Below are 24390 nucleotides of genomic sequence, written 5' to 3'. Positions count from 1 at the left end.
GGAAGTAAAATCCCGCGTGCATTCAATCCGACAAATTGGAGAAAACAGCGTAAATTTCTTCCTGAAAGAAGCCTCGGTACAATAAAAATCGCTGCACCTTCGCTTTTTCTTTCCATTCTTGGGGGAGAGTTTGACCAAACTTACGATGCGCAGTTTGTTTTGCTAATGCACTCCAATCAATATCTGACGACGCAAAAGCGTCATGGATAAGATCGCGAGCAATACCTTTCATGCCTAATTCTTGCTGAATTCGCTGTACGCCATAGCCTTTTTGGCTGCGCATCACGAGATATCGCTCAGCAAACCGACGATCATCTAGCCAGTTATGCTCATGGCAATAAGCGATGGCTTGTTCAACGTCCTCTTCAGAAACGTCTTGCGCCGCAAGTTTGCGGCGCAATTCAGTTTCGCTGTGATCGCGTTGAGCAAGTAACCGCATCGCCCGATTCAGTGTTTCAGTCACTCAGTCGTTCCTCGAGGCGGTACTCTATACCCGCATTGCGGGTATATTCTCCAGCACGGCGCGTGATTACGCGTCGTCTTCCAACAGCTCTTCATCAGCTGAAGGCTTATGGTTTGCGTTCTCTGCGGCTGCGTGGCTCAACAACATTTCACGCAGTTTGGTATCTAACTCGGCACGAATAGCCGGGTTTTCCTGCAAGTATTTCATGGAGTTTGATTTACCCTGACCAATCTTGTCGCCGTTATAGGCATACCAAGCACCGGATTTATCAACCAGCTTATGCTTAACACCCAGATCGATCAGTTCGCTTTCTTTAGAAATACCCGCGCCGTAAAGGATCTGGAATTCAGCCTGACGGAATGGAGGTGCAACTTTGTTTTTAACCACTTTCACGCGTGTTTCGTTACCGACAACTTCATCGCCATCTTTAATCGCGCCGATACGACGGATATCCAAGCGAACAGAAGAGTAGAACTTCAGCGCATTACCACCGGTAGTGGTTTCTGGGTTACCAAACATGACGCCGATTTTCATACGGATCTGGTTGATAAAGATAACCAAGCAGTTCGCGTTCTTGATATTAGCGGTCAGTTTACGCAGCGCCTGAGACATCAGACGCGCTTGCAAGCCGACATGGGAATCGCCCATCTCGCCTTCAATTTCTGCTTTTGGCGTCAGTGCAGCAACGGAGTCCACAACGATAACGTCAACCGCGCCTGAACGCACCAGAGCATCACAAATTTCTAATGCCTGTTCGCCGGTATCTGGCTGAGAGATCAGCAAATCATCAACTTGCACACCTAACTTACCGGCGTAGATTGGGTCCAGCGCATGCTCAGCATCGATGAACGCACAAGTTTTGCCCGCAGCCTGTGCACTGGCAATAACCGACAGCGTCAGCGTGGTTTTACCGGAAGATTCTGGCCCGAAAATTTCAACCACACGGCCCATCGGCAAACCACCAATGCCCAGAGCAACGTCCAGACTCAGAGAACCTGTAGATACAGAATCAATATCCAACGTCTGGGTATCACCAAGACGCATAATGGAACCTTTACCGAACTGCTTTTCAATCTGGCCTAACGCAGCGGCTAGAGCCCTTTGTTTGTTCTCGTCCATCTGTTACTCCATGCATAGCGAACCTGAAATTGGTGTTGATTATACTGTATAGTCATACAGTATCAAGTATGTTCAGAGAAATTTTTCAATTAGAACACACAGAGCAAATTCTGCCGCCAGTTGGCGTACCTGAAGACGCCCGCCAGGGAAATATTGACGAATAGAATATGTACGTCCATCTTTAGCCGCAAAACCAAACCACACGGTACCAGCAGGTTTAGCTGCCGAACCGCCGTCTGGCCCCGCAATGCCGCTAACTGAAACCGCAAAATCTGCGCTTGCAGCCCGGAGTGCGCCCTGTGCCATTTCATTCACAACGGCTTCACTGACGGCGCCATATAATCGCAACGATTCCAGAGTAACCCCCAGCATTTCATGCTTGGCCTGATTACTGTATGTCACATAACCGCGTTCAAAATAAGCGGAGCTCCCACTGATATCAGTAATCACTTTGGCGATTAATCCCCCCGTGCAAGATTCCGCACAGGTTAACGTGGCGCCTTTTTCCTTTAGGCGAGCTCCCAACGTCGCGCTCAATTCAAGTAACACATCATCCGTCATGTATTCTTCCTATGTACGGTGAGAATCGGCTTTTGATGTTAGCACTTTCTTTTAGATGATGTGCTCTGATATGTCGCCGTCGAAAATCAGAAATGCGAAATGGATTCCAAGATAATAAAAAATGCTCATCACTATGAGCAACATTGGGCTGCAACGTTGTGGTGGTGCTGGTAGATCTCTGGGATAGATTTAGAAAATAGACGTTTATTAGATAAATCGAGGGAGAGAGGATGACGACTGCTATATACCATAGTAACGCCTCCCTATTGCAGGGAGGCGATAAGATGAAAGCTAGTTATTCTGGAACACGCTGCCTTGGCGAGCAGCCTGACCAACGGCTTCACCTAGCTGCCACACCGCCATCGCATAGTGGGTACTATGGTTGTAGCGGGTAATCGTGTAGAAATTCGGTAGACCGTACCAATATTGGTAGCCAGTGCCCATATCAAGACGCAACAGGCTCGCCTGTTGGTATCCATCTAGCGAACTTTGAGGGCTTAGACCAGCTTCTGCCAGCGCAGTAATGGAGTAGTTAGTTTTAAAGCCATTTTCAAGCGTTGGAGCTTGCCCATTGGCCGGTACCGCCACTTTTTTACCTGATTGCCAACCGTGCGCCTTAAAGTAATTAGCCACGCTGCCGATGGCATCTTCAGGATCCCACAAGTTGATATGACCGTCGCCGTTGAAATCAACCGCATAGCTCTTAAATGAGGACGGCATAAATTGACCATACCCCATCGCCCCTGCAAATGACCCCTTCAGGTTCAACGGATCGTCGCCCTCTTCACGCGCCATTAATAAAAAGGTTTCTAACTCACCAGAGAAATATTCAGCACGGCGCGGATAGGCGAACGACAGAGTTGCCAAGGCGTCAATAATGCGGGTTTTCCCCATGACGCGTCCCCAGCGGGTTTCAACGCCAATAATGCCCACTATAATTTCTGGTGGCACACCGTATACCTGCTGAGCACGCTGCAAGGCATTCTGATATTGATTCCAGAACACAACCCCATTTTGTACGTTATCAGGAGTAATAAACTTGCCGCGATAGCGCAGCCAAGCACCGTTAGGCCCCGCAGGCGGGCGCGTAGTCGGTGCTTGTCTATCCATCAATTTGAGCACGTAATCCAAACGTTTGGTCTGCGCCAACACATCGTGCAACTGCTGACGATCAAAGCCATGCTCGCTGACCATTTTGTCTACAAAACGATTCATCGCGGGATCGTAGGCAAAATCCCCCATCTGCACTTGGCCCGAGTGGGAAGGATCCAGTAAAAAACCGCCCTTGGCCGTTTGTGGCGTAGTTTCAGTCACGTCGTTAGAGGGTTTTGGCTTGCTGCTACAGGCAGATAGCAAGACAACAATAGGCAGGAGCGCAGCTAGATAACGCATCGAATATCCATCGCAATGCAAGAAAAAGTGACCGATATGTTAGCGCGTTGTCTAGGGGGTGAAAACTGGAATCTCATCCAGTGATACTAAACAGACGTAAAACATAGACCACCATAATTAATGTTTTTTATACCCTCTCACGCCTGAACATAAGACCTCACAAAATATAATTAGCATTGAGAAAAATCTTATTTTTCAAAACAGTACAGAACAATAAACTGATTTAACGCTTATTTACGAAATGCTATACCATTAAATCCTTCAGTTATATATTATTTCCATTGATAATAGATATAAGCTATAAATGACCTACGCTCATCCATGGAACGGAGGACTTATAGCCACTATGAAAACATCTAATTATTTACTTAACGGTTGGCTACGCCAGTAAAATCAATTTATTCATAAGAATATAGCCAATTTCCTGCTGTGCTCATGCGCGGTACGATTTTTTACACACTAATTACCACCACTATGAAGCTGTTCACTGGCAATCGGGGGATGCCATTAGTCGGTGTTAACGAGGTGAATATGTTAGATGACATAAGTTATAAAATTAATGACCTAATTTTATTTACACCAGCCACCAGCGCTTTATCTTTTGTGAAACAACCGGATATTGAGCCCATTCTTATATCCAATATCACTAAGCGACTATTATTACTGCTACTTACTCACCAAGGTGAAGTCGTTAGTAGAAATCTACTATTTCAGAAGGTATGGGATAATTATGGTTTAATATCCAGCGATAGTAATTTAAATCAATGTGTTAGCAAGTTACGTCGTTTAATAAAAAGCATGGGGCTAGATGAAGAGTTCATCACAACCGCGCCTAAAATGGGTTTTATGCTGCGTAGCGAAATACAAATTGAAGCAGAGAAGTGTGAGCAAGATGAAAATAATTCTCAGCAAGAACCGTCAATTACTGAGAGAACGCATAGTCCTCCAGTTCAACCAATAGAAACATCCAGTTTACAAAAAAAAAATCAGCGGCAGGCGCAAAAAATGGCTGTTATTGGTAGGCATCGCGCTAGTCGTTGTAATTCTTATTGCGACGTTATCCATTTACTATCTATCCATAAGTAAAGAAATTTACATTGGTAAAGTCGGTGAGTGCAAAACGTTTATTGCGGATAACTCCCTCTATAGCCCTATCACCGAGGATGCTCGCAATAACATATTGGAATTCCTAAAGGCAAAAGATGTTAGTTGCAAACCTGACGACTATATTTTGGTCAATCGAAGCAATAGAGTAAGCAGCTATATTTCTGACATATCGAGAATCTTTGTTGTTAAATGCAAAATTTTGCGTGAAAACAAAATAGAAATATGTGAAAGCATCACTAATGAAAGGTCCCTTTAGATAAATTAAGTTATCTTTAACTTTTCCAATGCCCGTAATTCCTTCGGGCATTTTTATTCCTGCGACCGTCACCACTTAAAAAGCTAAATTCACATTAAAAGGCTTATCACATCAAGTTCCCGTCAATTAACCCCCACAATAAAACAAAACTTAAAACTTAATAAAGATTAATACAAACAAACAACAAGAACAAAAAACTGTAATAACACATATTGGCAGTTTAAAATTCCAATTAATTTTTATTGAGTTAGGATGAAGGCATAAAACTAAGGGTTATTGATGATTCTACTTACACGGATGGTTTCTCTGGTTAGAGGCATTCCTGAATGGAAGAAGAAGGGAGAATAATTATGAAGCAAGTACGCCCGTTAAAAATATCAATGCTTGCCAGCTGTATTTCAGCTGCGCTGATTGCCTTTTCTATTCCAGCCTATTCGCTGCCGGTCTCATCGTTACCAGACGACATTCGGGCAAAAATCCCCAACGCAGCAAACACAGAATATAATGCCGTCGCGGGCAGCCCTAACTACGTCTATATCTGGGCTAATGAACCCGTGAGAGTCTATGGCGATGACGTGACGCTAAATGGCCCCGGAGGCGAAGCCTTCAAACACACTGTCATGATCAACAATAATACTCAGACAGGTGCCAGCATCGGGGTTATTTTTGGCGATAATTTCACGGCAACTTCTGACGGTACCGACTACGACACCATCCGTACTCACGGTAATGCGAGCACACCTGATAACCCTATGTTCGTCATTATTGGCGATAACGCCAAAATTTATGCCAAAGGGTCATCTGGCGACGCTATCAACACTGGCTATACATCCTATAGTTTTACAAACGGTACTGGCGGGCTTGGTTCAGCGAATGTTTATGTGGGCAAAAATGCGCATATTGAAACATGGGGTCGCTCTGGGCACGGAATATCCGTATCAGCCTTTAGAGACGGAACGCTTGCCGCAAACAACGTAACCGTTGGCGATGGTGCAACAATCATCAGCCATGGCGATAGTTCCAACGCTATCCGTACCGCTCAATCAGGATCCAGCATTAAAATCGGCAATGATGCTCAACTTAGCACCTTCGGCAGCAGCGCTTACTCTGCTTATGCGGCATCATCCAGCCAAATAGAATTAGGTAAAAATGCCCTACTCAGTACCGAAGGCACCTCGGCTCACGCACTTTATGCTACCAGCTCAGCAAAAATTCTGGTTGATGACGGCATGACCATTACGACTATAGGGAGTAAAGCATCTGGCATTTATAGTTTCAATAAGGGCGAAGTGACAGGTGGCAGCAATAATACAATTACAACAAGCAATACTGATGCCTACGGTATCTACAGCTATTACGATGGCAACGTAGCGTTAGGCCAGACCAACATCATAACCACGGGCAATGCGGCCTATGGTATCTATGCATATTCAGGTAAAGCCGCTGTAGGTGGTGCGTCGTCTATCATTACAAACGGTGATGGCGCACACGGTATATATGCACGTTTATACAATGCTCGATATACATCACCAGAGGTGACGCTGGGCGATGGCTCGTCTATTCAGGTGAATAGCGCCAATACAACTCACGGAATTTACAGCACGGCAGCTGGCCTCGTCACTTTAGAGGGCGGGCTCAATGTGGCCACCGCAGGTCGTCAAACAGACGGTAGCTACGCACTCTATGCAGCCGGAGGCACCATCGATGGCTCCACCGGCGGTAAATATAATATTGACGGTGACATCAACGCAGAAGGCACGGGCAGCCTTATCGATTTGAACCTAACCGACGGTTCAGTTTGGAACGGTGCAGCCTATCAAAGCAGCCTCGGTGAAAGCCGCGTAGCACTGACCAATGCCTCATGGAATATGGACGGCGACTCCTCGGTGAGTGCGCTCACGCTAAATACAGGCAGCCAAATCAACTTTGCCCACAGCGATGCAGATCCAACATTCAAAACTTTAACCGTCACGGGCAACTACCACGGCGATGGCGGCCTATTGGTTATGAATACCCAGTTAGGCGATGATAACTCCCCGACCGACAAACTCATTGTTACCGGTGATACCACTGGCTCCACTTATGTTGCGGTGAATAACGCGGGCGGCATAGGCGCACTGACCACCAACGGGATTAAACTCATTGAAGTTCAAGGTGATTCTAGCGGCCAATTCGTTCAGCAAGGGCGTATTGTCGCAGGCCTGTATGACTATTATTTACAGCGCGGTGATTCATCTTACACGCCGCCAACCGCTTATGATCCAACGCAGTCAGCGCTAAATGACTGGTATTTGATTTCCAAACTTCCGCCTGAAGAGCCTGAGCCTCCGGTCGTTGAACCACCTGATGAGCCCGAGCCTCCGGTCGTTGAACCACCTGAAGAGCCTGAGCCTCCGGTTGTTGAACCGCCTGAAGAGCCCGAGCCTCCGGTCGTTGAACCACCTGAAGAGCCCGAGCCTCCGGTTGTTGAACCGCCTGAAGAGCCTGAGCCTCCGGTCGTTGAACCACCTGAAGAGCCTGAGCCTCCGGTTGTTGAACCGCCTGAAGAGCCCGAGCCTCCGGTCGTTGAACCACCTGAAGAGCCTGAGCCTCCGGTTGTTGAACCGCCTGAAGAGCCTGAGCCTCCGGTTGTTGAACCGCCTGAAGAGCCTGAGCCTCCGGTTGTTGAACCGCCTGAAGAGCCCGAGCCTCCGGTCGTTGAACCGCCTGAAGAGCCCGAGCCTCCGGTCGTTGAACCGCCTGAAGAGCCCGAGCCTCCGGTTGTTGACCCTAAAGAACCTGAACCACCGGTAGTCCCCAACAAGCCGAAAGATCTGGTCGTACGCCCTGAAGCAGGTAGCTACATTGCTAACCATGCAGCAGGAAATACTTTATTCACGACCCGATTGCACGATCGCTTAGGGGAAACCCAATATACCGACGTATTAACCGGTGAAGAAAAAGTGACCAGCATGTGGCTACGCCAGATCGGTGGGCGTAATAACTTTAAAGACAGCAGTGGGCAATTGAAAACCAGCACCAACCGCTACGTTATGCAATTAGGCGGTGATATCGCGCAGTGGAGTACGGATGGTTTGGATCGTTGGCACCTTGGCCTGATGGCTGGCTATGCCAACGCGAAAAGTCATACCCACTCGAATAAATCACGCCATGACTCGCGTTCAAGCATTGATGGCTATTCCGTCGGCGCTTACGGTACTTGGTATAACAACGATGCAGATAAGACAGGACTCTATGTTGATACCTGGTTGCTGTACAACTGGTTTAAAAACTCGGTAAACGGTGATGATTTACCATCAGAATCCTATGATTCTAGCGGTTTCACCGGATCTGTGGAAAGTGGATATACCTTCAAAGTGCGTGAAAGCGAACGCCGCAAAGTGTTTATTCAGCCTAAAGCACAGCTAACGTGGATGGGTGTCAAAGCGGATCGTCACATTGAAAGAAACGGCACCCGAGTAGACAGCACGGGCAACAACAATCTGCAAACCCGACTTGGCGTTCGGGCCTATATGCAGGGCAATGCAACGCAGGATGACAATAAAGATCGTACTTTCGAACCCTTCGCTGAGGTTAACTGGATCCATAATACCCAGCGGTTCGGCGTAGAGATGAATAATGTCAAACTGTCCCAAGACGGTGCACGCAACATTGGTGAGGTCAAAGTCGGTATTGAAGGGCAATTCAGTCAACGCACCAGCGGCTGGATAAATATTGCCCAGCAAATTGGCGATGCCGGCTATAACGATACGTCTGGGATGTTAGGGATTAAATATAGCTTCTAAGCCTTGTTCCTAAGTCCCTAGTTGAAGACACAGCCCACCTGTATGGTGGGCTTTTTTTATCTGTAAACCAGCACACCTATTGCATACCAAACTTGCGAAGCACTTCCAGATATTAACTATGTCAGTTTGCAGATCCCTACGTTAGTATAGTGCCCTAAAAAATCGTTCTGGATGACTGCTTCTCCAAACGATTTCGTGATGCTTAAACAGAATCTAAAAAATCACGACAATCTTAAAATTCAATATATTAGATATAGAAATTCTATGAGCGACATGACAAACCTAGACTCACACACCCCCATGATGCAGCAGTACTTAAAACTGAAAGCACAGCATCCTGATATCCTGCTGTTCTATCGTATGGGTGACTTCTACGAGCTATTTTATGATGATGCCAAACGCGCCTCTCAGCTCATGGATATTTCGCTAACCAAGCGCGGAGCCTCTGCCGGAGAGCCGATTCCCATGGCCGGTATTCCGCATCATGCCGTTGAAAACTATCTCGCAAAGCTGGTACAGCTAGGTGAATCCGTCGCTATTTGTGAACAAATTGGCGATCCGGCAACCACTAAAGGGCCTGTCGAACGCAAAGTGGTTCGTATCGTCACGCCGGGTACCATCAGCGATGAAGCGCTGCTTAAAGAGCGTCAGGATAACCTACTAGCCGCAATCTGGCAGGATGCGCGCGGCTTTGGCTTTGCGACTCTCGATATTAGCTCTGGCCGTTTTCACGTTGCCGAACCAGCCGATCTCGAAACCATGGCAGCAGAACTCCAACGTACTAATCCGGCAGAGCTGCTTTACCCCGAAGATTTTGGCTCTATGCCGTTGATTGAAAACCGCCGTGGCCTGCGTCGCCGTCCGCTTTGGGAATTTGAGTTAGACACCGCTCGGCAACAGCTGAACCTCCAGTTTGGTACCCGCGATCTCAATGGCTTCGGCGTAGAGCAATCTACACAGGCGCTGCGTGCGGCTGGCTGTTTGCTGCAATATGTGAAGGATACGCAGCGAACCACGCTGCCTCACATTCGTGGTATTACCATCGAGCGCCAGCAAGACGGCATTATTATGGATGCCGCTACCCGCCGAAATTTAGAGCTCACACAGAACCTATCGGGCGGGGTTGAAAATACGCTGGCCGCTATTTTGGATTGCACCGTCACACCAATGGGCAGCCGTATGCTCAAACGCTGGGTGCATATGCCGAGCCGCGATCACAAAGCGCTCAATAATCGTCAACAGGCTATCGAAGCCCTTCAGCCTCTGGTTGAAGATCTTCAACCGCTACTGCGTCAGGTCGGCGATCTTGAACGAATTCTTGCGCGTTTAGCTCTACGTACCGCTCGCCCACGTGACCTTGCGCGCATGCGCTATGCGTTCCAGCAGCTACCTGAAATTCAGGCACTCATCGGCGACCATGCTACGCCTCACATTGCGACGCTGGCGAAAAATTCCGGTCAGTTTGATGAGCTGAAAGAATTGCTGGAAAGAGCGGTGGTAGAAACGCCTCCCGTTCTGGTTCGCGACGGTGGGGTCATCGCGCCGGGCTACAATGAAGAGCTAGACGAATGGCGCGCGCTAGCCGATGGGGCTACTGACTATCTCGATCGTTTAGAAATTCGCGAACGCGAAAAACTCGGTTTAGACACCTTGAAAGTTGGTTTCAACGGCGTGCATGGCTATTACATTCAGGTCAGCCGTGGCCAAAGCCATTTAGTCCCGATTCACTATGTCCGTCGCCAGACCTTAAAAAATGCAGAACGCTATATCATCCCTGAATTAAAAGAGTATGAAGACAAAGTTCTGACATCAAAAGGCAAAGCATTGGCGCTAGAAAAGCGTCTCTATGAAGAACTGTTCGACATGCTGTTACCGCATCTGGCCGATCTACAGCAAAGCGCCAACGCGCTGGCCGAACTGGATGTGTTGAGCAATTTGGCCGAACGCGCTGAAACGCTAAACTATGTCCGTCCAGAGCTCAGCGATAAGCCCGGAATTAAAATTGTTGGCGGACGCCATCCCGTCGTTGAGCAAGTGCTCAAAGAACCTTTCATTGCTAACCCGCTGTCACTTTCCCCACAGCGCCGCATGCTAGTGATCACTGGCCCGAATATGGGCGGTAAAAGCACCTATATGCGTCAAGCCGCGCTCATTGTGCTGATGGCGCACATTGGTAGTTTTGTTCCCGCAGAAAAAGCTGTGATTGGGCCTGTCGACCGTATATTCACCCGCGTGGGCGCAGCCGACGATTTGGCCTCTGGCCGTTCCACCTTCATGGTTGAGATGACCGAAACCGCCAATATCTTGCATAACGCCACGGAAAACAGTCTGGTGCTGATGGATGAAATTGGTCGCGGGACATCAACCTATGACGGCTTATCGCTGGCATGGGCCTGTGCCGAGAATCTGGCCAGCCGCATCAAGGCCATGACGTTATTCGCCACGCATTACTTCGAATTAACCACGCTGCCAGAAAAACTGGAAGGCGTGTACAACGTCCATCTCGATGCCCTTGAGCATGGTGACACCATTGCCTTTATGCACAGTGTACAAGATGGCGCGGCCAGTAAAAGCTATGGCCTTGCCGTTGCCGCACTGGCGGGCGTTCCTCGGGATGTCATTAAGCGTGCAAGACAAAAACTCAAAGAGCTGGAAACCTTGTCAGCGCAAACCGGCAATAGCCAAATTGACGGATCACAGCTTCAGCTTCTGGCTGAACCTGAAGCCTCTCCTGCCGTAGAAGCTCTGGAAACGCTCGATCCCGATACACTCACGCCGCGTCAGGCATTGGATTGGCTCTATCGCCTAAAAGGCATGGTTTAAACTCTAAACTTGAAGCATAAAAAAAGGTGAAGCCGCAAAGCTTCACCTTTTTATTTTATGCATTATCGAAAGTCTTATTCGCGGAATAGAGCCTCAATGCTCAATCCCTGTCCTTGCAGAATTTCACGCAGACGACGCAAACCTTCAACTTGAATTTGACGCACACGCTCTCGGGTTAAACCGATTTCGCGCCCCACATCTTCCAAGGTAGCGGCTTCATAACCCAGCAGACCAAAACGACGCGCCAAAACTTCACGTTGTTTCGCGTTAAGCTCAAACAGCCACTTAACAATACTCTGCTTCATGTCATCGCTTTGCGTGGTATCTTCCGGGCCGCTTTCATTCTCATCGGTGAGAATATCCAGTAAGGCCTTCTCTGAATCGCCCCCCAGCGGAGTATCCACTGAAGTAATACGCTCGTTTAAGCGCAGCATACGGCTAACGTCAGTGACCGGACGATCTAACTGCTCAGCAATCTCTTCCGCGCTCGGTTCATGATCCAGTTTGTGTGAAAGCTCACGTGCGGTTCGCAGATAAACGTTCAACTCTTTGACAATATGAATCGGCAAACGGATCGTTCGCGTCTGATTCATGATAGCCCGCTCAATCGTTTGGCGGATCCACCATGTTGCATAGGTAGAGAAACGGAAGCCACGCTCTGGGTCGAACTTCTCGACGGCACGGATTAAACCTAAATTGCCTTCTTCGATCAGATCTAACAGCGCTAGGCCGCGATTGCTATAGCGACGGGCGATTTTAACCACCAGACGCAGGTTACTTTCAATCATTCTACGACGAGACGCTTCGTCTCCGCGTAACGCTCATCGTGCAAAAAAGACTTCTTCTTCTGCTGTTAGTAGCGGAGAGTAACCGATTTCGCCCAAGTAAAGCTGAGTAGCATCAAGTACACGTTGTGAAACGGCTTGTGCCATCAGTTCATCGGATGAATCAACCTCGGTGGGTTCTTCAACGAGCACCTTCTCGTCAAACGCTTCTTCTCCGTTCTCATCGAAGTCTACTTCTTCATTTAACTCGTTAACTTTCAGCGTATTCTGGCTCATAGCTGTACCCTACCCGTGATATTGCGGGCAGAATACAGCGATTCTGCCCCGACTATCGCTGCGGCAAGTAGCGCAGCGGGTTTACGGATTTCCCCTTGTAACGAATTTCAAAGTGCAATCTTACTGAGCTGGTTCCGGTGCTCCCCATGGTTGCAATTTTTTGACCCGCCTTAACCTCTTGTTGTTCCCGGACCAGCATCGTGTCGTTATGGGCATAGGCGCTCAGGTAGTCATCATTATGTTTAATGATGATCAGATTTCCGTAACCACGCAGCGCGTTGCCGGCGTATACCACACGACCATCAGCCGTGGCGACCACCGACTGGCCGCGTGAACCCGCAATATCGACGCCTTTATTTCCACCTTCGGCAGAAGAGAAGTTATCGATAATTTTACCGTCAGTAGGCCAGCGCCAGGTTCCAACTGGAGCACTGCTGCTTACGCTACTGGCTGACGAGTTCGGAACTGTTGCTGCAGCAGTCGTTGTCGCCGCTGTAGCCGTAGATGCAGGCAACATTTTGCCAACATTCTGTTTACCCGAATTGTCAGAATACGCTGTGGTTGATTGAGAATCAACACCTGTGCTCTTAATTTGACCACTTGATGGTTGCGTAGGGACTCCGCTGGTTCCATCATTAGCAGCAAGCATTCCACCGCTGTTGCTGTTGGCGTCTAATTTGATTGTTTGGCCAACATTGAGGCTGTACGGCGCAGGAATGTTGTTTTTCTCTGCAAGATCGCGGAAGTCATTTCCTGAGATCCAAGCGATATAAAAAAGTGTATCGCCGCGTTTTACGGTATAAGTGCCGCCGTTATAGCTTCCCTTCGGAATATTCTGATAGCTACGATTGTATACAATGCGTCCGCCGTCACCGGACTGGGCCATGCTGGTATTTCCACCATTTGACAGCATACGGCCATTGCCGCCGCCATTTACCGAACTTATCGGCGCAGAACTATTATCTGACGAACAACCAGCTAACCATAACGTAATCAAAGTACACGCCGCTACCTGGCGCCACTTCATCATCGGGCTTCCCATGCTCATGCTTCCCCCATGACAGCAAAATCAGCGATATCCAACATATTCAGTCTCTTATCCGTCTGAATTACCGATAGCCACAGCCTCAAGTAACCAGAACTTTACGCGCTCTGAACCCGCTAGCCCAACCATTGGGTTAGCGAAGAAATACAAAACAAGACAAAAAATCAGGCAAGGTCACGATCAAAAGCCTCACCTGCTGCATTTAGTTTCCAATCATATACGGCAATAAGTAATGAATTGGACACTAAAAACAGAGTGCGGGTCAAATGCGAATCAATAAGAAAAATCGTTATGTAGATTTAACATAGCAGATATGTTCTCGATTACTCGCCTTGATGCACAAAACATAGCCGATGCCCGACGATAAAAAATAGGGGGCATGGCTGAAAAAATCAGGCTAACTCACCCTGAACGAGTGGCACAAATCTCACGGGTTCAATCGACTCAACGGAGAAATCATTTCCACGCCGCTGAACACAGCGTAGCTGCTGAGTTTTATCAAATTCACCTACTGGCAGAACCAAGCGTCCACCATCGGCTAACTGTGTTAGCAATGCCTCAGGGATTTCCGGCGGCGCAGCGGTAACAATAATTGCGTCAAATGGCCCGCGCGATGCCCATCCTTGCCAACCGTCACCGTGGCGGGTGGACACATTGTGTAAATCCAGCTGCTTAAGGCGTCTTTTAGCCTGCCACTGAAGGCTTTTAATCCGCTCAACCGAGAATACGTGATGTACGAGATGTGCCAGTACCGCAGTTTGGTAGCCAGAACCGGTGCCAATTTCTAGCACCTTAGACTCTGGCCCAACGCGGAGCAACTCCGTCATACGCGCAACCATATAGGGTTGAGAGATAGTTTGGCCTAAGCCTATCGGTAAGGCCGTATTGTCGTAGGCCTTGTGAGACATGGCCTCATCAATGAATTTTTCACGCGGAACTTCAGCCATGGCTTTCAGCACCCGCTCATCACCGATCCCTTGCTGCATCAACTGCTGCAATAAGGTCAGCACACGTCTATCTACCATTCCTCACCGACCTTAGTCTGTTCAAGCCACGAAGAAAGCAAATCCTGCGCGTGATACGCCGTTAAGTCCACCTGCAACGGCGTAATAGATACGTAACCTTGCTCGACGGCGGCAAAATCAGTATCAGGCCCTGCATCGTGTTTCGCGCCCGGAGGCCCAATCCAGTACAGATCGCGGCCACGTGGATCATGCTGATGAATCACCTTATCAGCCGGATGCCGGCTACCACAGCGCGTCACTTTAATGCCTTTAATCTGTGACAAAGGCAAATCAGGTACGTTCACATTGAGAATGCGCCCCGTGCGTAAAGGGTGCGCGGCCAATGCCTTCAGCAGGCGACATGTAACCTGAGCCGCCGTATCATAATGCTGGAAACCATCAAGTGAAACCGCCAGCGCAGGAAAACCTAAGTGTCGCCCTTCCATTGCCGCGGCCACGGTTCCCGAGTAAATCACATCGTCACCCAGATTAGGCCCCGCATTGATACCCGATACGACAATTTCTGGATGAGGCCGCATTAAAGCATTCACGCCCAGATAAACGCAGTCGGTCGGCGTACCGTCGATCACGCTAATATCACCGTTCGCCAAAGTATCAATACGAAGCGGCGACTCGAGCGTTAATGAATTTGAAGAAGCGCTGCGATTACGATTGGGGGCAACGACCTGCACCTGAGCAAACTCACGCAGCGCTGCCGCCAACGTTTGCAGGCCCGGAGCCATCACGCCGTCATCGTTACTCAGCAAGATCCGCATTAGGGTTTTCCTGATTAAATAACTCACGCACGATACTGGTAGCAAAGCTGCCTGCTGGAAGCGCAAACTCAACTTCTACCGTAGCATCGTCCCACCAAGACCAGCTCATCTCCTGCGGTTTGACCAGCATAGCTCGACGCGCAGATTCCACGCGCTCACGCTTAACCAGCGCCAGTAAATCGCCATATTCGGCAATCGCCTGTTGCTCAAACTCTGCGGCTAAATCACGCGTACCCAAATCGTTATCGCCCGGCAACGCTGCCGTAATTTGTAGCTCACCGCTGTCTGTTCGCTGCTGTAGACTATCTAGCTCTTCGGCATTCGCCACAAACCAACTACCACGACCCGTTAACTGCATGGCATCGCCCAGCATCACCTGACGCTGAGAGCCCTGTTCCAAACGCTTATTAGCGATCTGGTTAAACATCGCACTACGGGCTGCAGACAGATAAAAGCTACGTTTAGGTCGCTCTCTAACCTGAATTTCATTACGCGACCATTTTGCGGCCTGAACCAGATTGTTACCACCGCGGCCAAAGCGCTGCGCGCCAAAATAGTTTGGAGCACCTTCCGATGCAATGGCCTGCAAACGCTGCTCGACATCATCGCGATCGGTAATATGGCGCAGCACCAAGCGGAACGTATTGCCTTTCAACGTTCCAATGCGCAACTTACGTAAATGGCGCGCACTGCGCACCACTTGGCAGCCTTCCAAGATGAACTGACTCAAATCCGGTGATTCTTTACCCGGCAGATGTAGGCAGAACCACTGCTCGGTAACAGCATGACGGTCTTTTAGGCCAGCATAACTCACTGAACGCTGTGGAATTTTGGCAAAGCGAGCCAAATTGTCCGCAACAAACTGCGTGTTACAACCTTCCTTACGAATGCGCACCAGCAGATGCTCACCTTCGCCGTCGGGCTCAAACCCCAAATCTTCCGAAACAAAGAAGTCTTCTGGGAACGCTTTTAAAACCCCCGTTCCACGTGGGCGCCCGTGCAAATAATGAAGTGCATCAAAATCCACGCGTTACTCCTTAATCAACAGTGCAACAGCTTCACAGGCAATGCCTTCACCGCGGCCGGTAAAACCCAATTTCTCTGTGGTCGTCGCTTTAACGTTGACGTCATCCATATGGCACTCTAAATCTTCCGCCAAATTCACGCGCATCTGCGGGATATGCGGCGCCATCTTTGGAGCCTGAGCAATAATCGTAATATCGAGATTGCCCAAACGGTATCCTTTCGCGCGAATACGGCGATACGCCTCACGCAGAAGCTCACGGCTATCCGCACCTTTAAACGCAGGATCGGTATCGGGGAAAAGTTTACCAATGTCGCCCAGCGCAGCGGCGCCAAGCAGCGCGTCAGTAGCAGCATGCAAGGCAACGTCACCGTCTGAATGCGCCAGCAAACCAAATTCGTAAGGGATACGCACGCCGCCAATGATCAGAGGGCCTTCGCCACCAAATTTATGAACATCAAAACCGTGGCCAATTCTCATCAAGCATTCTCCTTTGGAGGCAGTGTGGTAATGAAATAAAACATCGTAGAGTTATCGCAAGTGCAAAAAAACCACGTACCAAACAATTAAGTACGCTGGGATAAATAAAACTCAGCCAAAGCAAAATCCTCTGGCCTTGTCACTTTGATATTATCAGAACGGCCAGACACCAACAGTGGATGATAACCACAATATTCCAACGCCGATGCCTCATCTGTCACGTTAGCGCCTTCATTGAGCGCACGTTCCAGACACATCATGAGCAATTCGCGGGGGAAAAACTGAGGGGTCAGCGCATGCCACAGCGCCTCACGATCGACCGTGTGCGCAATCGCGCAACCAGCGCCCGCTTCTGCGCGCTTCATGGTGTCACGCACCGGTGCGGCAAGAATACCGCCGACTTTAGAGGTATGGCGCAACGCCAACAGCTGGCTGAGATCTTCTTGGTGTAAACATGGGCGAGCAGCGTCATGTACCAATACCCATGCGGCATCCGTCGCCGCTTTCAAACCGGCAAAAACCGAATCTGCGCGTTGGGCGCCGCCAAAGACAACCTGAATGCGAGGATCGTTGGCTAACGGCAGATCGTTAAAATAGCCATCGTCGGGGCTGATAGAAACAATCACCCGCTCAACCTCGGCATGACATAGTAACGCCGCGATCGAATGCTCAAGGATCGTTTTTCCCGTAATGGTCAAATACTGCTTAGGGAAGGCCGAACGCATTCGGCTGCCAACGCCTGCCGCCGGTACAACGGCAACAATGGGGAGGAGTGTAGACACGTCAGGATCACTCATACTTATCAGTTTGTTCTTATCAAGATTATTGTAATGAAGATCATGGATATGACGTTAGGTCCAATGACATAACTAAACTAACGGACATGATGAGTGAACGAAAAACGATGTTCGAGGCTAGTTTCGTGCCGTAGACGATGAGAACGAAGGCGTTGGAGAAGACTGAGTTGCTCCACCATTATGCTTTGCCTGTTCTGGAACCAGACGATAAAACGTTTCGCCAGGCTTTATCATACCAAGTTCGTTGCGTGCGCGTTCCTCAATGGCTTCTTGCCCGCCATTTAGATCGTCGATTTCTGCAAAGAGTTGATCGTTACGAGACTTCAGCTTGCCATTATTAGCCTGCTGACTCGCAACATCTTCTTTTACGCGCACATAATCATGGATACCATTCTTGCCGATCCACAATGAATATTGCAGCCAGCCCAACAGTATCAATAATAATAGCGTTAGTTTACCCATTCACGCCCCCTGAAAAACCGCACAATCATCCCACAACTTTTAGTGAGACTCCACACTCAAGGGAAAATTACTGCGTTATACAGATTTCTCTTTATCAGATCCGTATAAGAAGAACTCATCACCGTGAATAGTTTAGGATTATTCATAAGCAATAGTTGGAAAATAAAACAAAATAATTACAAGCCACCGCGAATTAAGCCACCCAGCCCACGCCTTTCCATAAAAGCAGCGGTGAGATGACGAACTTCAGTCGACATTTGATTTTCCAGCACTCGCTGAACTAAAAAGCGCGCATCTTCCAGCTCAATCGTTCGCAGCAGATATTTTATGCGAGGAACGCTGTGACCATTCATGCTGAGGTTTCGATAGCCCATACCGATCAATAACAGCGCGCCCATAGGATCACCCGCCATTTCACCACATACGCTAATCGGTAAATTCAGACGATCACACTCATTAACCACTTGGTTGAGTACGCGCAACATAGCCGGATGCAGGCTGTCATAGAGCGATGCTACCCGCGTATTATTACGGTCAACCGCCAGCAAATATTGGGTTAAATCGTTGGTGCCCACAGAGATGAAATCTACGCGCTCGGCCAAAAACGGCAGCAAGAAAATCAGTGAGGGAACTTCAAGCATGACGCCAATACGCGGCTTCGGCAGCGCATAGCCAATCATCTCTTCCACTTCGCGACCTGCTCGCTCAATCAGGCGTTTTGCCTCATCCACTTCGCTAAGACTGGTGACCATCGGCAGCAAAATGTTTAAATTGCCGCTGGCCGCGTTAGCACGCAGCATCGCACGGACCTGAACCAAGAAGATCTCTGGCTGATCGAGCGTGATCCTAATCCCGCGCCATCCAAGGCTTGGATTCTCTTCGCTGATCGGCATATAGGGCAGCTGTTTATCCGCACCAATATCCAGCGTGCGTAGCGTTACGGGCTTATTGGGATTGATTTGCAGCATCCCTTGATATTGCGCAACCTGCTCTTCTTCCGATGGGAAACCGCTTTGCAACATGAACGGTATTTCAGTGCGGTATAAGCCAACCCCATCAACACGGCTATCTTGGCGTTGCTCATGCTCCGCGCTCAAACCGGCGTTGAGCATAACCTGCACGCGTTCACCGCTTTTGAGCTGCGCGGGTTTTTCGGCGTCGTCTTCCGCCATTTTGCTGAGCGCGATCTCTTCACTCACCAAGCGCTGATATTCATGCACCAACACAGGATCCGGTGCCACCAACACCTCACCGCGATAGCCATCAACAATCAGCTGACGCTCATGCAATAACGCAGGCTGTATATCAGCCCCCATCACCGTCGGCACGCCCATGGCGCGTACCAGAATGGCGGCATGTGAGTTTGCCGCACCGTCACGTACCACCACGCCAAGCATCCGCTCCTGCGGAACCTCAGCTAAAAGCGTCGCGGTGAGTTCATCGGCAACCAGAATAAAACGCTCTGGCCATTGGTTAATGCCGGTCGCGTTATCATCGAGATGGAAAAGCAAACGTTGCCCAAGCGCACGCAAATCACTGGCGCGCTCGCGCATATAAGGATCTTGCAAGCTGGCAAACTGTTCGGCGAAACGCTCAATCACCTGTTTGACTGCCCATTCAGCGACGGATCCTGCGTCGATCTCATTCATGAGCTCGCGTTTAAGCCGCGCGTCATTGATCAGATGCGAATAGAGATCGAAGATGGCCGCGCTATCTTTCTGCGAGTTAGCCGTAAAACGTTTGCTGAAGCGACGAAATTCTGCCGCCGCCTCTTCCAAGGCCTGCGTCAAACGCTCGCGTTCACTAACGCTGTCTAGGGTTGAAGCTTGATAGACATGTTCAAGCGAAGGTTGGCTGACATCCATCCAGCCTTCACCCACGGCAATTCCGGGAGAGGCTGCGATCGCACGGATCCTGCTCTGTCGCAGCTTGCCAAACAAACCGTTGAGCTGAGTCTGAGAAAGGATCCCGGCTAACTGAGTCGCCAATGTTACCAAAAACGACTCTTCGGTTTCATTAAATTGGCGGGATTCACGCTGCTGTACGGCCAGAACGCCGAGCAGCTGACGGCGATAAATCATCGGCACGCCGAGAAAAGCGCGGTAGCGCTCCTCTTTTACCTTAGGAACATATTTGAAGCTGGGATGGCTCGGTGCGTCAGCCAAGTTAATTGGCTCGGCTAAACGCCCCACTAACCCAACGATGCCTTCGTCAAAAGCGAGCGTCACCACACGTCCGCGTGGCTTTTTCAAACCACGCGTCGCCATCAGGTAATAACATTGACGATCGTTATCAGCCAAATAGATCGAACAAACTTCCGTATCCATTGCCTGACACGTCTCATCAACCAGCACTTCCAATGCATCAGTCAGACTGGTGGCCGCAGCCACCTTCTCAACGATTTCCCGCAAACGCGTGAGCATGATTAAAGCCACTTAACCTCTTTTACGGCGATAAGCAGGAGATGATGGGCGCGTCGTTGGCGGCAACACTTCCTGTAATGGCATGACCACGGGCGAAAATTCTTTCATCACCCGACGATATACATCGCGTTTAAATGAGACAACCTGACGCACTGGATACCAAAAACTGACCCAGCGCCAGCCATCAAATTCAGGCGTACTACTTCTCTGCATGTTGATTTCTGACTCATTGCACATCAGTTGCAATAAGAACCAACGCTGCTTCTGGCCGATACAAACCGGCTTTGTATCCCAACGCACCAAACGTTTAGGTAATTTATAGCGTAACCAGTTACGGGTTGATGCAAGAATTTTAACGTCCTTTCGCCCCAGCCCCACTTCCTCAAACAGTTCGCGGTACATCGCCTGTTCGGCGGTTTCTCCAGGATTAATTCCCCCTTGAGGAAACTGCCAAGAGTTCTGACCAAAGCGACGGGCCCAAAGTACTTGCCCCTGCCGATTACAGATTACGATACCCACGTTCGGGCGGTAGCCATCATCATCGATCACTGGACTACCTCAATAGCAAATTCGCAAGATAGGCTGATTGTTTCACACTCCCCTGTGGTGGTAAACCACCGCATTAAATCGGGTAAAAAACGGATAACATTGGGATAACTCACAGATTCATCCATAGTTATAAACATTGTTTGCTCCCCAACACCGTTTTTATTCACTTTTTCTGTGGATATATTTGTGTAGAACTTCAGGGGAAAGGGTGTAAACCTTTGGATAGCTCAAAACAACTCGTTTTACATATCCTGACATTAATCTTATATATCAGTTAAATAGGTAGAAACAATCATATCACCAATAAGCAAAAATGTGACCTATGCACGGTTTGGATCTTAGCTTGTTCAAAGATCGTCCAATGGCGATTTTATCCACAGCTTATTCGCCAAACTTGCACACTGAGACGGCAATTTCCCAAAAAACCCCCTACGTCAAGCCTGTAAATCAAACCAGTGATCGGTAAATAAATGGGTTATCCCAAAAATCTGTGGATAAATAGGTGTAAGATCCTGTTCATTGTCGGTGTCTAGTCTTGCACAACAAATTTTTGAAATTGCGGCATAAAAGAAAATTTCGATAATTTCTTTTATGAATCATGGTATTATTTCCTGCTCGGTGCAAATAACTCGGCATCAAATTTTACTCACAGCGTGCAGTTCATTTTTTAACCAAATCGTGAGTTCTATTAAAATTAGTGAAATTTCAACGATGACGACACCTCCACTCCCCACCACCACGCCTGAAAATGTGCAACAACTGTTAAATCGCGCCCAGTCACTGGCCGGTTATACATTGGGTGAACTCGCGGCTAGAGCGAATATCGCTATTCCACGCGATTTGAAGCGAGATAAGGGTTGGGTTGGCATGCTGTTAGAGTTATATCTCGGTGCCAGCGCGGGTAGTAAGCCTGAGCAAGACTTTCCCGAGATAGGCGTTGAGCTCAAAACCATCCCCATCGACAGCCGCGGAAAACCATTAGAAACCACCTTCGTTTGCGTAGCGCCCTTAACGGGAAACAGCGGCGTAACGTGGGAATCAAGCCATGTTCGTCACAAACTACAGCGCGTTCTGTGGATCCCCGTTGAAGGCGAACGGCAGATTCCACTGGAACAGCGCCGAGTGGGCAGCCCGTTGTTGTGGACACCCAATGAAGAGGAAAACGAACAGCTTAAGCGCGATTGGGAAGAGCTGATGGATATGATCGTGTTGGGCAAAGTAGAGCGCATTACCGCCCGCCACGGCGAAGTGCTACAAATCAGACCTAAAGCGGCCAACAGCCGTGCGTTGACCGAAGCCACGGGTGAACATGGGGAACCCATACTCACGCTCCCTCGAGGTTTTTACCTCAAGAAAAACTTCACCGCAGCCCTGCTCGCACGCCACTTTCTGCTATAACGCCAAACTCGCTTAAGCATTTCACTACGTTCATAGGATCCCTGAACGGTCAAGAAAGCGTATAATCTTCGTTTATCGTTTATTTAGGTAGTACTGAGTCATGTTTGAATGGATTGTGGATCCCAATGCCTGGTTAGCGCTCGGCACGCTGACTATTCTAGAAATCGTCCTTGGCATTGATAACATTATTTTCTTATCTCTGGTTGTCGCCAAACTTCCTAAAGCACAGCAAAACAAAGCCCGCCGCATCGGCCTGCTGGCGGCAATGGGGATGCGTTTATGCTTGTTAGCTTCCATTGCGTGGGTTGTTCGCTTAACGCACCCACTCTTTAGCGCATTCGGCCATGCCGTTTCCACGCGCGATCTCATTTTGCTGTTGGGTGGTTTGTTCCTGATTTATAAAGCGATAAAAGAGATCCACGAAACCATTGAGGGCGGTGGCGAAGACATTACCACCAACGTCCATTCGTTTTTAGGTGCCATCGTGCAAATCATGCTGCTGGATATTATCTTCAGCTTGGATTCGGTAATTACCGCCGTCGGCCTTTCAGATCATCTCTTTATTATGATGGCTGCGGTGGTGATTGCAGTAGGCGTGATGATGTTTGCCGCTCGCCCAATCGGCGAATTTGTTGCCTGCCATCCATCGGTAAAAATGCTAGCGCTATCCTTCCTGATACTGGTTGGCTTTACCCTAATTCTTGAAAGCTTCGGCATCCATGTACCCAAAGGTTACATCTACTTTGCGATGTTCTTCTCGATGACGGTTGAAGCGCTGAATTTGCTACGCAGCAAAAAAGAAAAAAGCACCGATTAACATCAGATTATTCATACACAAATAAAAAAGGAGAACTCTCGTTCTCCTTTTTTATTAGCTTAATCGGGCACAGTCTTTCTTATCCATTACAAAGATATGTTCGAGCTGCTCAACGTGATACACGTACATGATTTTCATATTGTAATGGCGAATTCCTTTCTCTTTGCAGTGTGCAATAAAATCATCTTTGGCATGTTTGGCTAAAGTGCTTTCAATCGGCTCATCCGATGGCGGAATAACACGGAAAACAAACACCAGCGTTTTCCCTTCCAACCTGACCCGACGCAGCTTAAACATGCTGTCTGAAGTATCAGCTTGCGGAGTCGTATCCACATAGCGTTTCAGCATTTCACGGCGATATTCAATCCACTGCAGCGGATCTTCTTTTTTCTTTTCAATCCAACGAAACGCATACCCGCTGCTCAGTAAAGCCGCCAGTAATGCAATAAAACACAGTAACCCAACTGGTTTGCATCTGCGCTGCGCCAGCCACAGCGGTCGTTCGATACCACGATAGAATTGGGTATTCGCAACAACACCGAATAAAAAGAATAACGAAAACAATGTCGATATAACGAGATTAAACGTCGTGCCATCAATAAATAAATACAGCAGCATGGCGTGAAAAGCAGCGAATAATATCCAACTGCATACCGTTGGATATTTAAACATGCCGAGGAGTAAAAGAAGTGTTGCAGGGCCATACACCAGACAAGCGACGCGGTAGGCATTTTCATGCATGCTTTCCGGATACACCAATACCGTTAGTAAGGTAATAAATACGACACTTGCTGCAGCCATTATCCCGCAAAGTCGATAAAAACGGAGATGCTCTCCAACTTCATTTTCAATAAGGGATTGTTTATCTGCTGGACTATTTTCTTTCATAAGATAACGCGCAATACATACTGCCTATGAAAATACTTATAGCCAAAACATAACATGCAATAAGGTATTACCGCAGAGTTACTTTATCTAAACGCCATCTATTTTTTAGGAGGCGTGCCAAGAAGCACCCACCTCCCCACCGTTAAATATGGGCGGAACC

General features: G+C 48.7%; 19 protein-coding genes and 1 pseudogene. 5 read left to right on the top strand and 15 right to left on the bottom strand.

Going from position 1 to position 24390, the window contains the following annotated elements:
* Positions 1-22 precede the first annotated feature (22 nt).
* The 4 genes from recX to mltB all read right to left on the bottom strand — a co-directional run bounded on the left by recX (position 23) and on the right by mltB (position 3535).
* Positions 23-463, bottom strand: coding sequence for a recombination regulator RecX (recX, locus tag U0008_RS03850; RefSeq protein ID WP_025801549.1), 441 nt, complete (start codon positions 461-463; stop codon positions 23-25).
* Positions 464-529: 66 nt separating this feature from the next.
* Positions 530-1582 (bottom strand): recombinase RecA, encoded by a 1053-nt coding sequence (recA, locus tag U0008_RS03845; protein WP_025801550.1) that lies wholly within the window; start codon positions 1580-1582, stop codon positions 530-532.
* A gap of 72 nt (positions 1583-1654) precedes the next feature.
* Complete coding sequence (gene pncC, locus U0008_RS03840) at positions 1655-2143, bottom strand: nicotinamide-nucleotide amidase (protein ID WP_043491073.1); 489 nt, start codon at positions 2141-2143, stop codon at positions 1655-1657.
* A 291-nt stretch (positions 2144-2434) separates the two neighbouring features.
* Complete coding sequence (gene mltB, locus U0008_RS03835) at positions 2435-3535, bottom strand: lytic murein transglycosylase B (protein ID WP_025801552.1); 1101 nt, start codon at positions 3533-3535, stop codon at positions 2435-2437.
* A gap of 531 nt (positions 3536-4066) precedes the next feature.
* On the opposite strand from mltB, the gene U0008_RS03830 reads away from it, so the two are divergent.
* The 3 genes from U0008_RS03830 to mutS all read left to right on the top strand — a co-directional run bounded on the left by U0008_RS03830 (position 4067) and on the right by mutS (position 11506).
* Positions 4067-4621, top strand: coding sequence for a winged helix-turn-helix domain-containing protein (locus U0008_RS03830; RefSeq protein ID WP_121626110.1), 555 nt, complete (start codon positions 4067-4069; stop codon positions 4619-4621).
* Between the two features lie 627 nt (positions 4622-5248).
* On the top strand, positions 5249-8683 hold the full coding sequence (locus U0008_RS03825; protein WP_264097728.1) for an autotransporter outer membrane beta-barrel domain-containing protein: 3435 nt from the start codon (positions 5249-5251) through the stop codon (positions 8681-8683).
* Between the two features lie 264 nt (positions 8684-8947).
* Positions 8948-11506: a DNA mismatch repair protein MutS gene (gene mutS / locus U0008_RS03820; protein ID WP_043491071.1), complete on the top strand. Its 2559-nt coding sequence runs from the start codon at positions 8948-8950 to the stop codon at positions 11504-11506.
* Between the two features lie 74 nt (positions 11507-11580).
* Here mutS and rpoS read toward each other — a convergent pair.
* The 10 genes and pseudogenes from rpoS to rppH form a co-directional block, all read right to left on the bottom strand.
* Positions 11581-12567: pseudogene (rpoS, locus tag U0008_RS03815) on the bottom strand (RNA polymerase sigma factor RpoS).
* Positions 12568-12619: 52 nt separating this feature from the next.
* Positions 12620-13597 carry a murein hydrolase activator NlpD gene (gene nlpD, locus U0008_RS03810; protein WP_080723909.1) on the bottom strand — a complete coding sequence of 326 codons (978 nt, stop codon included), beginning with the start codon at positions 13595-13597 and terminating at the stop codon, positions 12620-12622.
* Positions 13598-14004: 407 nt separating this feature from the next.
* The gene (locus U0008_RS03805; protein WP_025801557.1) at positions 14005-14637 is read right to left on the bottom strand and encodes a protein-L-isoaspartate(D-aspartate) O-methyltransferase; all 633 of its coding nucleotides are present in this window, start codon (positions 14635-14637) and stop codon (positions 14005-14007) included.
* Entirely contained in the window at positions 14631-15392 is a 762-nt protein-coding gene (gene surE / locus U0008_RS03800; protein WP_025801558.1) for a 5'/3'-nucleotidase SurE, read from the bottom strand. The genes U0008_RS03805 and surE overlap by 7 nt, the downstream gene beginning before the upstream one ends.
* Entirely contained in the window at positions 15373-16419 is a 1047-nt protein-coding gene (gene truD / locus U0008_RS03795; protein ID WP_025801559.1) for a tRNA pseudouridine(13) synthase TruD, read from the bottom strand. Before truD ends, surE begins: the two co-directional genes overlap by 20 nt.
* 3 nt (positions 16420-16422) lie before the next feature.
* Positions 16423-16896, bottom strand: a complete 474-nt coding sequence (gene ispF / locus U0008_RS03790; RefSeq protein ID WP_025801560.1) for a 2-C-methyl-D-erythritol 2,4-cyclodiphosphate synthase — start codon at positions 16894-16896, stop codon at positions 16423-16425.
* Positions 16897-16982: 86 nt separating this feature from the next.
* Positions 16983-17693 carry a 2-C-methyl-D-erythritol 4-phosphate cytidylyltransferase gene (ispD, locus tag U0008_RS03785; protein WP_043491068.1) on the bottom strand — a complete coding sequence of 237 codons (711 nt, stop codon included), beginning with the start codon at positions 17691-17693 and terminating at the stop codon, positions 16983-16985.
* A gap of 117 nt (positions 17694-17810) precedes the next feature.
* Positions 17811-18155: a cell division protein FtsB gene (gene ftsB, locus U0008_RS03780; protein ID WP_025801562.1), complete on the bottom strand. Its 345-nt coding sequence runs from the start codon at positions 18153-18155 to the stop codon at positions 17811-17813.
* A 176-nt stretch (positions 18156-18331) separates the two neighbouring features.
* The gene (gene ptsP, locus U0008_RS03775) at positions 18332-20578 is read right to left on the bottom strand and encodes a phosphoenolpyruvate--protein phosphotransferase (protein ID WP_043491103.1); all 2247 of its coding nucleotides are present in this window, start codon (positions 20576-20578) and stop codon (positions 18332-18334) included.
* A 12-nt stretch (positions 20579-20590) separates the two neighbouring features.
* A complete protein-coding gene (gene rppH / locus U0008_RS03770) occupies positions 20591-21127 on the bottom strand; it encodes an RNA pyrophosphohydrolase (protein ID WP_025801564.1) in 537 nt (178 codons plus the stop codon).
* A gap of 711 nt (positions 21128-21838) precedes the next feature.
* Here rppH and mutH point away from each other — a divergent pair.
* Together mutH and U0008_RS03760 are read left to right on the top strand one after the other, a co-directional pair.
* A complete protein-coding gene (mutH, locus tag U0008_RS03765) occupies positions 21839-22525 on the top strand; it encodes a DNA mismatch repair endonuclease MutH (RefSeq protein WP_043491100.1) in 687 nt (228 codons plus the stop codon).
* A gap of 100 nt (positions 22526-22625) precedes the next feature.
* Positions 22626-23342 carry a TerC family protein gene (locus U0008_RS03760; protein ID WP_121626102.1) on the top strand — a complete coding sequence of 239 codons (717 nt, stop codon included), beginning with the start codon at positions 22626-22628 and terminating at the stop codon, positions 23340-23342.
* Between the two features lie 54 nt (positions 23343-23396).
* On the opposite strand, the gene U0008_RS03755 is transcribed toward U0008_RS03760, so the two are convergent.
* Positions 23397-24230 carry a hypothetical protein gene (locus U0008_RS03755; RefSeq protein ID WP_043491064.1) on the bottom strand — a complete coding sequence of 278 codons (834 nt, stop codon included), beginning with the start codon at positions 24228-24230 and terminating at the stop codon, positions 23397-23399.
* Positions 24231-24390: the final 160 nt, after the last annotated feature.

The organism is Hafnia alvei (assembly GCF_034424155.1).
Taxonomy (GTDB): domain Bacteria; phylum Pseudomonadota; class Gammaproteobacteria; order Enterobacterales; family Enterobacteriaceae; genus Hafnia; species Hafnia alvei.
This window is presented reverse-complemented; position numbering and strand designations above follow the sequence as displayed.